Origin of the sequence: Kitasatospora sp. MMS16-BH015, assembly GCF_002943525.1 — a bacterium.
Classification (GTDB): Bacteria; Actinomycetota; Actinomycetes; order Streptomycetales; family Streptomycetaceae; genus Kitasatospora.
Map to the genome: position 1 here is coordinate 8691602 of NZ_CP025394.1, position 14016 is coordinate 8705617.

Annotated in this window: 11 protein-coding genes; 7 read left to right on the forward strand and 4 right to left on the reverse strand. The window is 74.7% G+C overall.

Features of this window, described 5'->3' with window-relative positions; all coding sequences use genetic code 11:
* Positions 1 to 31: 31 nt before the first annotated feature.
* The 3 genes from CFP65_RS37390 (at position 32) to CFP65_RS37400 (ending at position 4246) form a co-directional block, all read left to right on the forward strand.
* Entirely contained in the window at positions 32 to 1450 is a 1419-nt protein-coding gene (locus tag CFP65_RS37390) for an APC family permease (protein WP_104821407.1), read from the forward strand.
* A gap of 120 nt (positions 1451 to 1570) precedes the next feature.
* The gene (locus tag CFP65_RS37395) at positions 1571 to 2338 is read left to right on the forward strand and encodes a thioesterase II family protein (protein ID WP_104820335.1); all 768 of its coding nucleotides are present in this window, start codon (positions 1571 to 1573) and stop codon (positions 2336 to 2338) included.
* Between the two features lie 75 nt (positions 2339 to 2413).
* Entirely contained in the window at positions 2414 to 4246 is a 1833-nt protein-coding gene (locus CFP65_RS37400) for an FAD-dependent oxidoreductase (protein ID WP_104820336.1), read from the forward strand.
* A gap of 28 nt (positions 4247 to 4274) precedes the next feature.
* Here the strand turns inward: CFP65_RS37400 and CFP65_RS37405 are convergent, their stop codons facing one another.
* On the reverse strand, positions 4275 to 5639 hold the full coding sequence (locus tag CFP65_RS37405) for an aldehyde dehydrogenase family protein (RefSeq protein WP_305778281.1): 1365 nt from the start codon (positions 5637 to 5639) through the stop codon (positions 4275 to 4277).
* Between the two features lie 78 nt (positions 5640 to 5717).
* On the opposite strand from CFP65_RS37405, the gene CFP65_RS37410 reads away from it, so the two are divergent.
* The 3 genes from CFP65_RS37410 to CFP65_RS37420 all read left to right on the forward strand — a co-directional run bounded on the left by CFP65_RS37410 (position 5718) and on the right by CFP65_RS37420 (position 7983).
* Positions 5718 to 6164, forward strand: coding sequence for a MarR family winged helix-turn-helix transcriptional regulator (locus CFP65_RS37410; RefSeq protein WP_104820338.1), 447 nt, complete (start codon positions 5718 to 5720; stop codon positions 6162 to 6164).
* A gap of 474 nt (positions 6165 to 6638) precedes the next feature.
* Positions 6639 to 7328, forward strand: a complete 690-nt coding sequence (locus CFP65_RS37415; protein ID WP_104820339.1) for a hypothetical protein — start codon at positions 6639 to 6641, stop codon at positions 7326 to 7328.
* Positions 7329 to 7380: 52 nt separating this feature from the next.
* Positions 7381 to 7983, forward strand: coding sequence for a class F sortase (locus CFP65_RS37420; protein ID WP_254552770.1), 603 nt, complete (start codon positions 7381 to 7383; stop codon positions 7981 to 7983).
* Positions 7984 to 8059: 76 nt separating this feature from the next.
* Here the strand turns inward: CFP65_RS37420 and CFP65_RS37425 are convergent, their stop codons facing one another.
* Positions 8060 to 10264 (reverse strand): MMPL family transporter, encoded by a 2205-nt coding sequence (locus CFP65_RS37425; protein WP_104820341.1) that lies wholly within the window; start codon positions 10262 to 10264, stop codon positions 8060 to 8062.
* 173 nt (positions 10265 to 10437) lie between these two features.
* On the opposite strand from CFP65_RS37425, the gene CFP65_RS37430 reads away from it, so the two are divergent.
* The gene (locus CFP65_RS37430; protein WP_158702563.1) at positions 10438 to 11106 is read left to right on the forward strand and encodes a TetR/AcrR family transcriptional regulator; all 669 of its coding nucleotides are present in this window, start codon (positions 10438 to 10440) and stop codon (positions 11104 to 11106) included.
* A 61-nt stretch (positions 11107 to 11167) separates the two neighbouring features.
* Here the strand turns inward: CFP65_RS37430 and CFP65_RS37435 are convergent, their stop codons facing one another.
* Both CFP65_RS37435 and CFP65_RS39520 read right to left on the reverse strand, forming a co-directional pair.
* Entirely contained in the window at positions 11168 to 12259 is a 1092-nt protein-coding gene (locus CFP65_RS37435) for a lipase (protein ID WP_254552771.1), read from the reverse strand.
* A gap of 283 nt (positions 12260 to 12542) precedes the next feature.
* Complete coding sequence (locus CFP65_RS39520) at positions 12543 to 13118, reverse strand: class F sortase (RefSeq protein ID WP_254552772.1); 576 nt, start codon at positions 13116 to 13118, stop codon at positions 12543 to 12545.
* Positions 13119 to 14016: the final 898 nt, after the last annotated feature.

A 14016-nucleotide genomic window follows, 5' to 3' on the forward strand; every position in this document is an offset into this window, starting at 1 on the left:
AATCGGCCTGTTCCAGGCCACCGCGATCAACATGAGTCAGATGTGCGGGATCGGACCGTTCGTCACCATCCCGCTGATGGTGGCCGCGTTCGGCGGGCCGCAGGCCGTGATCGGGTGGATCGCCGGGGCGGTGCTCGCGCTGGTGGACGGGCTGGTCTGGGCCGAGCTCGGGGCGGCGCTGCCCGGGGCCGGCGGCAGTTACGTGTACCTGCGGGAGGCGTTCCAGTACCGGACGGGGCGGTTGATGCCGTTCCTGTTCGTCTGGACGGCGATGCTCTTCATCCCGCTGATCATGTCGACCGGGGTGCAGGGGCTGGTGCAGTACCTCGCCTACCTGTGGCCGGACCTGACCACCGGCCAGGGCGACGCGGTGGGGGTCGCCGTGCTCGCGCTGGTGGTGCTGCTGCTCTGGCGGAAGGTGGAGAACGTCGGGCGGATCACCGTGGCGATGTGGGCGGTGATGATCCTCTCGGTCGGTCTGGTGATCCTGGCCTGCTGCACCGACTTCCACCCCGCCCGGGCCTTCGGCTGGCCCGCGCACGCCGTGGAGCTGACCCACGGGCAGTTCTGGACCGGCTTCGCGGCCGGGCTGACCATCGGCATCTACGACTACCTCGGCTACAACACCACCGCCTACCTGGGCGCCGAGGTCAAGGACCCGGGGCGGGTGCTGCCGCGCTCCATCCTGCTGTCGATCGTCGCGATCATGGGCATCTACCTGCTGATGCAGGTCGGCGTGCTGGGCGTGGTGCCCTGGCAGGACATGCTCGACCCGGGCAACGTGGCCTCGAAGTCGGTGGCCTCGGCCGTGCTGGAGCGGACCTGGGGCAAGGGGGCCGCCGACGTGGTCACCGGGCTGATCCTGATCACCGCCTTCGCCTCGGTCTACACCGGGCTGCTCGGCGGCTCCCGCGTCCCGCAGGACGCCGCCCGCGACGGCATGTTCTTCCGCTCCTTCGGCAGGCTGCACCCGAAGCACGGCTTCCCCGTGCTCGGGCTGGTCGCGATGGGGGTGATCACGGCCGGCGGCTTCCTGTTCGCCCGGCACATCGGCAGCTCCGCCGCGCACCCGCCGCTGACCGTCCTGATCACCCTGCTCACCAGCGTGATGGTGATCGTCCAGGCGCTGGCCCAGATCGCCGCCCTCACCGTGCTGCGCCGGCGCCAGCCCGGGCTGGCCCGCCCGTACCGGATGTGGCTCTACCCGCTGCCCAGCCTGCTGGCGGCGGTCGGCTGGCTGGTCATCTACGGCTACGGGGACCGGGCCAATCCCGGCGTGCACCCGATCGAGTGGTCGCTGGCCTGGGTCGGGCTCGGCTGCGCCGCGTACCTGGTCTGGTCGAAGAAGGAGGCGGCCTGGCCGTTCGGGCCGAGGGAGATCCGGGAGGAGTACCTGACGGCCCAGCAGGCCGCGCGGCAGCCCGCCCGGCCGGGCGGAGCGGGGGCCTGAGATCCTGGAGCGGTGGCGGACCGGGGCCCCCGGGGCCGACGTCCGCCAATCGCCACCCGCCGTCCGCATCCGCATCCGCTCCAGTTCCGCTCCCGGGAGGAACAGCAAGGACCAGTGCCCATGACCACCGCGCCCGTCACCCCCTGGCTGCAGATCCCCGTGCCCCGGCCCGGGGCGGGGCTGCGGCTGTACTGCCTGCCGCCGGCCGGGGCCGGCCCGTACTTCTACCGGAGCTGGGCCGCCGGGCTGCCGGCGGAGATCGAGCTGCGGGCCGTCCACCTGCCGGGCCGGGAGAACCGCTACGGCGAGCCGCGCCTGACGGACTACCAGGCGGCGCTGGCCGCGCTGTACGCGGCGATCCGGCCCGGGCTCGACGGGCCGTACGCGCTGTTCGGCCACAGCATGGGCGCGCTGTTCGCCCACGGCCTGGCCGTCACGGCCGCCCGGCTGGGCGACCCCGGCCCGGAGCACCTGCTGCTGAGCGGCTGCGGCGGCCCCGGCACCGTACCGGTGAAGCCGGGCCGGGCCGAGTGGAGCGACGAGGACTTCGTGGCGGACCTGCGGCGGATGGGCGGCACCTCCGAGGAGGTGCTGGCCGAGCCCGAGCTGCTCCAACTCGTGCTGCCGGTGCTGCGTGCCGACTACACCCTCTGCGACTCCTACCACCAGGACCCGCCCAGCGGCCCGCCGCTGACCTGCCCGCTCACCATCCTCGGCGGCGAGGATGACCACTACACCGCCGCCGACCTGGCCCGCTGGCGCGCCGTCACCACCGGCCCCGCCACCCAGCACGCCTTCCCCGGCGGGCACTTCTACCTCACCGGCGAATCCGCCGCGGCCACCCTGGCCACCGTCACCGCCGCCCTGGAGACCGCCGGCCCACGGTGACCGCGCCGGGCCCGGGTCGTTTGCAGACCGGGGCCGCCCCGCCCGGGGAGGGCGGCCGAACGGGCGGAGGTTCGGATGACGGCTGGAGAGACGCTGGGCAGGCGGACGCGGCGGCAGTTCCTCGCCCGGGCCGCCGCGCTGGGCGGGACTGCGCTGGGCGGGACTGCGCTCGGCGGCGCCGTGGTGGCCGCCGGACCAGCCGGGCGGGCCGGCGCGGCGGGACGGGGTGCGGCCGGGCGGACGGTGGCGGTGCTCGGCGGCGGGGTCTCCGGGCTGAGCGCGGCGCAGGAACTGGCCGAGCGCGGCTACCGGGTGACGGTGTACGAGTACTACCCCGTCCTGGGCGGCAAGGCCCGCAGCATGGACGTGCCCGGCAGCGCCACCGGCGGGCGCCGGGCCCTGCCGGGCGAGCACGGCTTCCGGTTCTTCCCCGGCTTCTACCGGAACCTGCCCGACACGCTGCGCCGGATCCCGTACCCCGGCAACCCCGGCGGCGTGCACGACAACCTGCGCGACTCCACCCAGGCGCTGCTCGCCTTCGACGCCCCGCGCCCCGGGCTGCTGGTCCCCTTCCAGACCCTCACCCGCCCGCTCGACCCGGGCGACCTCGCGCCGGAGGCGCTGCGCCGCACCCTGGCCGGGGCGCTGGACGAGGCGTTCCACCTGCCCGCCGAGGAGCTGGCCTACTTCGTGGAGCGGGTGCTGGTGCACCTGACCAGCTGCGACCTGCGCCGCGAGCAGCAGTGGGAGCGGGTGCCCTGGTGGGAGTTCATCCGGGCCGAGCGGATGTCGCACGACTACCAGCGCCTGCTCGGCGTGGGCCTGACCCGGGACATCGTGGCCACCAAGGCCGAGCAGGCCAGCACCCGCACGGTGGCCCGCACCATCGTCGAGGCCTTCCTGCTGAACGGCCTGCTCGGCCGCGGCGTGGACGGCGAGCCCGACCGGGTGCTGAACGGCCCCACCAGCGAGGCGTGGATCGACCCCTGGGTGGCCCATCTCACCGCGCTGGGCGTGGAGTTCAGGATCGGGACGGAGGTCAAGGAGGTCCGGTACGGCGGCGGCCTGGTCACCGGGGTCGAGGTGGCCCCGGCCGGCGGCGGCACCCCCGAGGCGGTGCGGGCCGACCACTACCTCAGCGCCCTGCCGGTGGAGCACGCCCGGGCCACCTGGGGCCCGGAGCTGCGCGCCGCCGACCCGCAGCTGGCGCGCTGCGACGCGATCGGCACCGACTGGATGACCGGCATCCAGTACTACCTGCGCCGCCCGGTGCGGCTGGTGCACGGCCACGCGGCCTGCCTGGACTCCCCGTGGTCGGTCACCACCGTCAACCAGGCGCAGTTCTGGAGCCGGGACTTCGCGGCCACCTACGGGGACGGGACGGTGCGGGACTGCCTCTCGGTCTGCATCTCGGAGTGGGACCGGCCCGGGATCCTGTACGGGAAGACGGCCAAGGAGTGCACCCGGGAGGAGGTGGCCCGGGAGGTCTGGGCCCAGTGCAAGCGCGGCTACAACCGCCCGGGCGCCCAGTGGCTGCGGGACGAGGACCTGCACTCCTGGTTCCTCGACCAGGCCGTCACCGGCCTGGGCGGCCCGACGCCCGCCAACCGCGAGCAGCTGCTGGTCCACCCGGCCGGCACCCTCCACCACCGCCCCTCGGCCGCCACGGCGGTGCCCAACTTCTTCCTGGCCGGCGACTACGTCCGCACCGAGGTCGACCTGGCCACCATGGAGGGCGCCAACGAATCCGCCCGCCGAGCCGTCAACGCCCTGCTGGACGCCGACGGCTCGACGGCCGAGCGCTGCCGGGTCTGGCCGCTCTTCCGCCCGCCCGAGCTGGAGCCGCTCAAGCTGGTCGACGAGGCCCGCTACGCGCTCGGCTTGCCCAACACCTTCGACCTGGGGTGAGGCGACCTGCCGGGCTCCGCTCAGCCGATCAGCCGAGCGGCTTGTCGAGCACCGCCTTGAGGTGGCTGAAGGTGTCGATCGAGTACTCGCCGTGGTAGCGGCCCATGCCGCTCTCGCCGACCCCGCCGAAGGGCAGCTCGGGCACGGCCAGGTGGGAGACCGGCAGGCCGAAGACCAGGGCGCCGGAGGAGGTCTCCTCGGCGAGCCGCTGCTTGGTCTGCTCGGACTCGGTGAAGGCGTAGAGCGCGAGGGGCTTCTCGCGCTCGTTGACGAAGGCGATCGCCGCGTCCAGGTCGGGCACGGCGAGGACGGGCAGGATCGGCCCGAAGATCTCCTCCTGCATCACGGGCGCCTCCGGCGACACGTCGGCCAGCACGGTGGGCGCCAGGTAGCGGCCGGCCCGGTCCTGCTCGCCGCCGGTGACCAGGCGCCCCTCGCCGAGCAGGCCGGTGAGCCGGTCGAAGTGGCGCTCGTTGACGATCCGCCCGTACTCCGGGTCGGCGGCCGGGTCCTCGCCGTGGGCCGCGCGGACGGCGGCGGCCAGCTCGGCCTCCAGCGCGGCGGCGGTGTCACCGACGGCCAGCACGTAGTCGGGGGCCACGCAGGTCTGGCCGGCGTTGAGGAACTTGCCCCGGACGATCCGCTGCGCGGTGACGGCCAGGTCAGCCCCGGGATCGACCAGCACTGGGCTCTTGCCGCCGAGCTCGAGGGTGACGGGGGTGAGGTGCTTGGCGGCGGCGGCCATCACGATCCGGCCGACCGCACCGTTGCCGGTGTAGAAGACGTGGTCGAAGCGCTGCGCCAGCAGCGCCGTGGTCTCCGGGACGGCGCCCTCGACCACCGCGACGGCCGCCGGGTCGAGGTAGCGGGGCAGCAGGCGGGCGATGGCCGCCGAGGTGGCGGGGGCGAGCTCGCTGGGCTTGACCACGGCCGCGTTGCCGGCGGCCAGGGCGCCCACCAGCGGGGCGAGGGCCAGCTGGAGCGGGTAGTTCCAGGGGGCGATGACCAGCACCACGCCGAGCGGGTCGCGGACCACCCGGGCCTCGGCGGGCCGGAAGGCCTCGGGCACCCCGGCCGGCTTCGGGCGCAACCACTCCTCGAGGTGCGCCAGGGTGTGGTCGATCTCGTTGACGGTGAAGGCCACCTCGGTGCGGTACGCCTCGGTGGGGCCCTTGCCCAGGTCGCTGTGGAGCGCGGCCAGGAACTCCTCGGACTGCTCGGTGAGCAGCGCGCGCAGCGCCCGCAGCTGGTCGAGCCGCCAGGCGAGCGGCTTGGTGCGGCCGGACCGGAAGGTGGTGCGCAGCCGGGCCACGAGGGCGGCGGCGTCGAGGGCGGCTTCGGCGACAGGGGCGGTGGTCATGGTGGTGCTCCAGAACGGGTTGAGAGCTTCGATGATTGATGACCTCAAGTAATTCTCGACGGTAGGCCGAGATCCTTGAGGTTGTCAACCAATGCTGCCTACACTCGACCCATGACCGGCCTCGCCCCGCCCACCGCACCCACCTCCGTCGACCTGATGGACCAACTCGCCCGGGCCGCCGCCGGGTACTACCGCAGCTTCGCCACCGTGGCGGCGGCGCGCGGCCTCACCCTGATGCAGGGCAAGGTGCTCAGCCTGCTCCGCACCCCCGTACCGATGCGCACCCTCGCCGAGCTGCTGGCCTGCGACGCGTCCAACGTCACCGGCATCGTCGACCGGCTGGAGGCGCACGGCCTGGCCCGCCGCGAGCCCGACCCCGCCGACCGGCGGGTCAAGCGGGTCGGCCTGACCGAGCAGGGCGAGCGGACCGTCCGGGAGATCCGGGCCGAGCTGCGCACCACCCTCAGCGGGCTGGACGGGCTGGCCGAGCCGGACCGGCAGACCCTGCACCAGTTGCTGAGCCGACTCTTCCCACCCGAGGCCGGTACCGGGCCCTGACCCCGGCGGCGGATGCGGCGAACTGATGCCGGCGCCCGGTCGACGGGAGCTGACGGAGCGCGGAGCTCGAGGCGGGCGCCGGGCTCCCGACCGCCCGCGCCCGGGCCGGCCGGACCACCGAGGCGTGGATCGCCGGCCCCGCGAGATGCCCTAGCCGGAGCTGTTCGCCCGCCTGCCGGCCCCGGCCTTCGCCCGCACGGCCGAGCACGTCCGCCTGGTGAGCCGCGTCTTCGCCGGGCACCCCTCGGAGGCCGGTGCCAGGCCGGCCGCCGCAGCCCGGGGCGTGCGGAGCCGCTGCGCGATACGCGACGTGAGCGACCCCGGACGGTCACGGAGTGTCAGGATGACTGGGCCGTCCGGGGGGTGTGCGGGCGCCCGCCAGGCGTGGCGCCCGGGCCCTGCGTGGGGCCGGTCTGACGGTGGCGGGACGGCCGCCCGGCTCGGCGGCGGCCCCGGAGACCGGAGCGGCCTGCTGTGCGTACCCCTTTCCTCGCGTCCTCCCCGGCCCGCCGCCGGGCGGTGACGGCGGCCGCAGCGGGCCTCGCGCTCGCGCTGGCCACCGGCCCGGTGGCCAGCGCCGCGCCCGGCGACAACGGCGACGTCAAGGTGCACGACAGCACCACGGCCTCGACCAGCCGGAACGACGACCCCAAGGCCTGCACGTTCTACCTGGACGCCTTCGCCTTCGACACCGTGCAGCTGGTCAGCTGGACGATCTCCCAGCAGCCGCCCACCGGCACCGCCCAGGTGCTGGCCGGGTCGATCGTGCTGACCACCGGCGCCGGTGCGACTCCGACGTACACCCTCCCGGACGGCCACTACAAGCTGGCGTGGACCTTCGTCGGGGAGAGCGGCGAGGCCAAGCAGAAGACCTTCCAGGTCGACTGCGCCGCAGGCAAGCCGACACCGACCCCCTCGGGCCCGCCCAAGCCCTCCGGCCCGCCCGCGCCTTCGCCCTCGCCCTCCTCGGGCGGGTCCACGGCGGCCGCGCCCGGCGGCTCGGCCCCCTCCGCCGGCCCGCACGGCGGCGTCGGCACCGGCGGCGGCGGTACCTCAGGGCCGGACACGGGTGAAGTGCTGGGCGGGGTCGGCCTGTTGGCGGGTGCGGTGGCCCTCGGGGTGCGGGCGCTGCGCCGCCGTCCCGGGCGCAGTGCCGCTTCCTGATCGCCGGGCCCGGGCTCGCCGCCGGGCGTTGCGCCGGTGGCGGGCCGGGGCCGTGGCACTCGCATTGGCGGCCGGCGGTGGCTGGCTGGTGCACGACGGGGTGGCCGGGCCCGGTGGCCCGCCGGCGGCCGCCGCGCCGCCCGCGCAGCAGGGCGACGGCCCCTCGGCCGCGTCGCCGGCGCCCACCGTGCCGCCGCTGCCGGCTGCTGCGCCGACCCGGATCCGGATCCCCGCGATCAGGGTGGACGCCCCGGTGAGCGCCCTCGGGCTCGGCGCCGCACGGCAGTTGGAAACCCCGCCGATGGAGCAGCGCAATCTGGCCGGCTGGTACCGGGAGGGCCCGGCACCCGGCGCGGCCGGCAACGCGATCCTGGTCGGCCACGCCGACAACCGCAGCGGCCCGGCCGTGTTCTACCGGCTCGGGCTGCTCCGGCCCGGCGACGCCGTGCAGGTGGCGCGCACCGACGGCCGTACGGCGGTGTTCACCGTGGACTCCGTCCGGGTGCTCCCGAAGAAGGACTTCCCGGACGGGCTGGTCTACGGCGCCACCGAGCGGGCCGAGCTGCGGATCATCACCTGCGGCGGCCGGTTCGACCGCCGCACGGGGTACGAGGCGAACACCGTGGTGTTCGCGCACCTGAGCTCGGCCCGTTGAGCGGGCGGGCCTTCGGGCTGCCGGGCGTTCGGGCTGCCGAGCGCTGGGGCCGTCGGGCTTCCCATCTGGGCGGGCCTCAGCCCACCGCGGCGGGGGAGCGGGGCTGCTCGGCGGCCGGGGGCCGGTAGTGCTCGGTGTGGCCCTCGACGTGGAGTTGGGGCAGGCGGCGGTCGAGCCAGGCCGGGAGCCACCAGTTGCCGTTGCCGAGCAGGTGCATCACGGCCGGCACCAGGAGCAGCCGGACGAGCGTGGCGTCGATCAGGATGGCCGAGCCCATGCCGACCCCGATCACCTTGATCGGGAGGTCGGGGGAGGGCACGAAGGCCGCGAAGACCGCGACCATGATGGCCGCCGCCGCCGTGATCACCCGGGCGGTGCCGGCCAGGCCGGTGACGATCGACTCGGCGTTGTCGCCCGAGCGCAGCCAGGCCTCGCGCATCCGGCTGACCAGGAACACCTCGTAGTCCATCGAGAGCCCGAAGAGCACCGCGAAGGTGAGCACCGGCACGAAGGCCGGCAGCGGGGTGGGGTTGTCGATCCCGATCAGCCGGCCCGCCGTACCGCCCTGGAGCACGAGGGCGACCACGCCGTAGGCGGCGCCGACCGAGAGCAGGTTCATCACGGCGGCCTTGAGCGCCACGGCCAGGCTGCGGAAGGCCACGATCAGCAGCAGCATCGAGACGGTGACCACGCCGCCGACCAGCAGCGGGATCCGGCGGGCGATGTTCTCGGTGGAGTCGATCGCGGCGGCCGTCGCCCCGCCGACGTGGACCCGCGCTCCGGGCCCGGCGGCGGTGGGCAGCACCTGCTCGCGCAGGGTGCGGACCAGCGTCTTGGTGGCGGTGTCCTGCGGCCCGGTGGCCGGGACGACGGTCAGCAGCTGCGACCGGCCGTCGGCGCTCGGCACCGGCGGGGTCACGGCCACCACCCCGGGCACGGCGCGCAGCGCGGCGGGCAGACCGGCCACCGAGCCCTTTCCGTTGGTGAGTTCGGCGACCAGCAGCAGCGGACCGTTGCTGCCGGGCCCGAAGCCGGCCGCCACGGTGTCGTACGCCTGCCGGTTGGAGCGCCCGGCCGGGTCGTTGCCCGCGTCGGGGAAGCCGAAGCGCACGCCGAGGAAGGGCGCGGCCAGGGCGAGCAGCAAGGCGGTGCCGATCAGGGCGCCGAGCAGGCGGTGGCGCTCGACCAGCCGGCTCCAGCGCAGCCAGCCCGCGCCCACGGTGTGTTCGGCGCCACGACGCCGGGGCAGTGGCAGCCGCAGGCGCTCGATGTGCCGGCCGAGGTAGCCGAGCAGGGCGGGGAAGAGCGTCGCGGAGGCGGCCAGCACCACCAGGACGGAGAGGATCGCGGCCACGGCCGCACCGCGCATGAAGGAGAGCCCCATCGCGAAGAGCCCCAGCATGCTGACCACCACGGTCAGCCCGGCCACCACCACGGCCCGCCCGGCGGTGTCCAGCGCGGCCACGGTGGCCCGCTCGGAGTCCAGCCCCTCGGCCCGCCACTCGCGGTAGCGGGTGACCAGCAGCAGCGCGTAGTCGATCCCGACGCCGATGCCCAGCATCGCGGCCAGCGAGGTCGACCAGTCGGGCACCGGCATGACCGCCGCCAGCACCGGCAGCAGCGTGCTGCTGACGGCCAGCCCGCCGAGCGCGGTGAGCAGCGGCAGCCCGGCCGCCACCACCGAGCCGAAGGTCAGCACCAGGATCAGCGCGGCCGCCGCCATCCCGATCCCCTCCGAGCCGATCGACCCCTGCTCGGCCTGCTGGACGGCCATCCCGCCGAGCCGCACCTGCACCCCGCCGCCGGTCGCCGCGGCGAGGTCGAGCAGCCGGTGGGTGTCCTCCTTCGGCATGTCGGGCGCGTTGGCCACGTCGAGGTGGATCTGCCCGAGGGCGGTGCGCCCGTCCGGCGAGACCCGGCCGCGCGGGCCGTACGGGTCGTCGATGCCGCCGACGTGCGGCACGGCGGCCAACTGCTTCAGCAGCGCCGCGACTTCGGACCGGACGGCCGGGGCGGTCACGGCGCCGTCGGCGTGCAGCACCAGGCTGATCTGGTCGCCGCCGAGACCCGGGAAGTCCCGGGCGAGCAACTGCTGGGCCTGCTTGGAGTCCGAGCCGGGCGCGCTGTAGTCGGCGCTGTACTTCGCGCCGAGCCCGACGGAGAGGCCGAAGGCCGCGCCGACGGCGAGCAGCCAGAGCAGCACCGTCCGCCCCCGGTGCCGGAAGCTCCACCCGGCTATACGGCCGAGCGGGCCGGGTCGAGCCTGTTGTCCCTCGGACATGGGGGCCTCCGTGCGTCGTGCGGGGCCTCCGCCCCGGGAAAGCGGCTCCGGGACGTGTCCCCGCGTCACCGGAAAGCGTTACGACTCGTAACGCAGTTATGAGGCGTAACGTATCCCTCGACGCGTACGGACTGTCAACGTCGTGCGCGCCACACCGAACCGATGGAGGCGCGATGACGGGTGGGACGACGGAGGCGGGCGCCGGCCCGACCCGGCGGGAGCGGCTGCGGGCCGGCACCCTCGAGGAGATCAAGCAGGCGGCCCTCGGCCTGATCGCCGAACACGGCAGCGCGAACCTGCGCTTCACCGACATCGCCCGCAGCCTCGGGATGACCCCGCCCGCGCTCTACCGCTACTACGCCGACCGCGACGAACTCCTCACCGCCCTGGTCGCCGACTCCTACGACAGCCTCTCGGACGCCCTCACCGCGACCCGCGACACCGTCGCCCCCGAGGACCTGGACGCCCGCTTCCTGGCCGCCTGCACCACCTACCGCAGCTGGGCCCAGCAGTACCCCGAGCGCTTCGCCCTCATCTTCGGCTCCCCGGTGCCCGGCTACGCCGCTCCCGAGGACGGCCCCACCGTGGTCGCCGCCCGCCGCGCCATGGAGCACATGGTTGAACTGGTCACCGCCACCGCCGAGTTCGGCCGCCTCGGCCGCCCCCTGGTGCCCGACGTCACCGAGGCCACCATGCTCGCCTGGGCCACCGTCCACGGCTTCGTCACCCTGGAGTCCTACGGCCACCTCGCCGCCCTCGACCAGCCCACCCGCGACCGCCTCTTCACCGCCCAGGCCGGCCTCGCCGCCCGCACCGCCGGCCTGGCCCCGCCCGAGACCTGAGCACACGGAGAGGGCCGGGCCCGTCTGCGACGGACCCGGCCCTCCGGTGTGCGCTCCCGCCTCAGCCGGCGATGTACCCGATCTCCGGGAAGCGCGGGGAAGCGCCCCAGAGCAGCTGCCCGGCCTCGCTGCGCCCGCGCAGCTGGAGGTCGAAGAAGGCCCGCACGGTCGCCCGGACGGCGGCCACCGCCCGGTCCGCCGGGATGGAGCCGGCCTGAAGCATCGGGCCGAGCGGAGCGGGCAGCTGCGGGGCGAGCGCCACGAGGTCGGTGAAGCTGTTGTGCGCGGCGTCGGCCAGCCGCAGGCAGCGGCGCCAGTCGGTCAGCTGCGCCCAGAAGGGCGGCCAGGTCGGATCCTGCTTCAGCCCGTCGTGGACGGCAGTGTCCATCAGCAGGAACGGCCGGTCGAGCCCGCTCCGCGCCACCGGCCCGAACACCGCGCCGTCCAGGTTGACCCCGGCCAGCACCCGCTCGTCCGCGTGCATCACCGCGGCCGCCGCGGCACCACCCCGCGAGTGCCCGAATACACCGACCCGCTCCAGGTCGAGCGCCCCGCACAGCCCGCGCGGGAGCCGGCGCCCGGCCGCATCGGGGTTGCCCCCGCGCGCCAGCACGCCCAACTGGTCCAGCACGAAACGCAGATCGGCCTCGCGCACCGCGACCCCGGCGGCCGAAGCCGCGTCACTCGCACCGTCCGGCCCGGTGACGACCACCCGGCCGTCCGGGAACTCCACCTCGCCCGAGTCATAGGGATGGTCGACCGCCACCACCACGTAACCCCAGGAGGCGAGGTCCTCGATCAGTAGGGTGTTGAAGGTACGGTCCGCCTGGTACCCCGGCGAGTGCAGCAGTACCGGCCGCCGCCCCGGCCGGACGGGCGCGCCGGCGGCACTGTGGGTCTGCGGCAGCGCATAGCCGTCCACCATCCCGCCGAAGCGGGCCTTGAGCGCCTGCCCGGCCCCGGCCGGCAGCCAGGGCAGGACGGCGCGGTCACGCGTCTCGGCGGCCGGGTACGTCACGGTCACCATCACCTCACGCGCCCGCCCCGACCAGGGGTCGGTCCGCGCGGCGTCGACGAGGTGCAGCTCCACCGCACCCACGGGCAGCGGCCCGCTCGGCCCGGCCAGCGTGATCGGCATTAGGTCGGCAGCCACCGCAGCGGGAGCGGACACCGCTATGGGGACAGCAGCCGCGGCGGCCACGGCCAGGCCACCGGCTATCAGGGAACGGCGATTCGGGCGTACGGGAGACAAAGCGCTCCTTCCGTGGCCGGAGCCGCGGCCGGAGCCGTTGGATGCGGCAGCGATCGCTGAAAGAACGCCAGATCCGGCCTGGTCGTCGTCAAGTCCCATGATCGTAATGGGCCATCAGTCGGGAGTCAGCCCATTTATCGGTACCCGCTGTCCCCTCTCCGCCGACCGGTGCTCGCCCACGGGCTCAGCCTGCGTGGATGAGGTGGGCGTACACGACGGTGTTGTCCTGGTAGCCACCGGCGGCGGGGTCGTAGCGGCCGCCGCAGGTGATGAGGCGGAGTTCGGGCCGGGCGGCGGAGGCGTAGACGCGGGTGCTGGGAAAGCCGGCCTTGGGAAGGCCCTCGACCGTGTCGACGGCGAAGACTGCGTCGTGGCCGTCGCGACGGGAGACCGCGATCAGCTGACCCGCAGTCAGCTCGGCCAGCCGGAAGAACACGGCGGGGCCCTGCTCGGTGTCCACGTGCCCGGTGACGACGGCCGTACCGCGCTCGCCCGGCGAGACGCCGGCCCCGTACCAGCCGGCCAGGTTGCGCTCCCGGGATGACGGCACCTGGAGGGCGCCGGTGGCGTCCAGACCGAGGGCGGTGAGGGGCGCGTCCACCTCGATCGCGGGGATGCGGATCCGCAGAGGCTCCGAGCGGGCCGCCGCGTCGCCCGCGCCGGCCACCGGCGCAGGCACCGGGGCATGACCGGCGGAGGCGACGGTCTGACCGGCCGTGAGCCGGTGGGGGAGCGGCGCCTCCGCCGTGGCCGTACTCACCGCTCCCGCCGCCAGCACCACTCCGACCACCACCAGTGCGGCGACAGTCCAACGCCGCTCGCGCCGGTCCGGCCCGTGGCTCAGCCGATGGGCGCCGGTGGAGACGTCAGTGGAGACGTCAGTGGGGGCGACGGTCGGTGCAGGCGGAGAGGCGCAGGGCCGGCGGTCCGCCGTTCCCTGCGCCTCCGGAGCCGATTCGGGCGTCAGCTGGAAGCCCGGTTCTTGCGCCGCAGCACGACCACCGCTGCGCCACCCGCCACCACGGCCCCACCGGCCAGGCCGGCCGCCGCACGGTGATCGACGATATGAGTGGCCGAGCCGGCTGCCACCGCGCCGGTGGGCTGAGCACCGGTGGCTGCGGTTCCACCAGTGGTGGAGGGGGTGGTCGTCGTGGCGGAGCCGCCACCCGCTGCGGTCGAGCCGCCTGCAGAGGGAGCGGTCGGCGTGACGGTGTTGCCGCTGGGCAGGCTCTCGCAGGCGATGCCGTTGCCGTTCTCGTCCAGCTTGTTCGGGTCGCTGGGGGGTCTGCGTCCAGGACGGCCTGGGCCTGCTGCTGAGTCGCGAAGTCCGAGCAGTTGTACACGTCGGCTCGAGGGTGGGCCTGGGCGGCCGAGGCGAACGGAAGGACGGTGGCAGCCGCGACCAAGGTGGCCGCTGCGGCAGCACTACGAACACGCATGGAGCTCTCCGGTAGCTAGGAGTGATCGAACTGTCACTCAATCTACGGAGGTCGACGGCGGGTGCCATCGGAGTGCGCCACCCGGGGATGGCGCCCTGAGCCTTTCCCACCAAGGGCCGATCGTATGGAGAGGAGCGTGAGCGGCGGCCGTTTGGTGCTGGGGGCGGAGGAGGGGTAGTGTTCTCTAGTCGCTCGGCAGGGAGCACCGGACACGCGGTC

Coding starts and splice junctions, on each gene's coding strand:
- CFP65_RS37390 (WP_104821407.1), top strand. CDS start 32: ATGAGTCAGATGTGCGGGATCGGACCGTTCGTCACCATCCCGCTGATG.
- CFP65_RS37425 (WP_104820341.1), bottom strand. CDS start 10,264: ATGTCCGAGGGACAACAGGCTCGACCCGGCCCGCTCGGCCGTATAGCC.
- CFP65_RS37430 (WP_158702563.1), top strand. CDS start 10,438: ATGACGGGTGGGACGACGGAGGCGGGCGCCGGCCCGACCCGGCGGGAG.
- CFP65_RS37395 (WP_104820335.1), top strand. CDS start 1,571: ATGACCACCGCGCCCGTCACCCCCTGGCTGCAGATCCCCGTGCCCCGG.
- CFP65_RS37400 (WP_104820336.1), top strand. CDS start 2,414: ATGACGGCTGGAGAGACGCTGGGCAGGCGGACGCGGCGGCAGTTCCTC.
- CFP65_RS37410 (WP_104820338.1), top strand. CDS start 5,718: ATGACCGGCCTCGCCCCGCCCACCGCACCCACCTCCGTCGACCTGATG.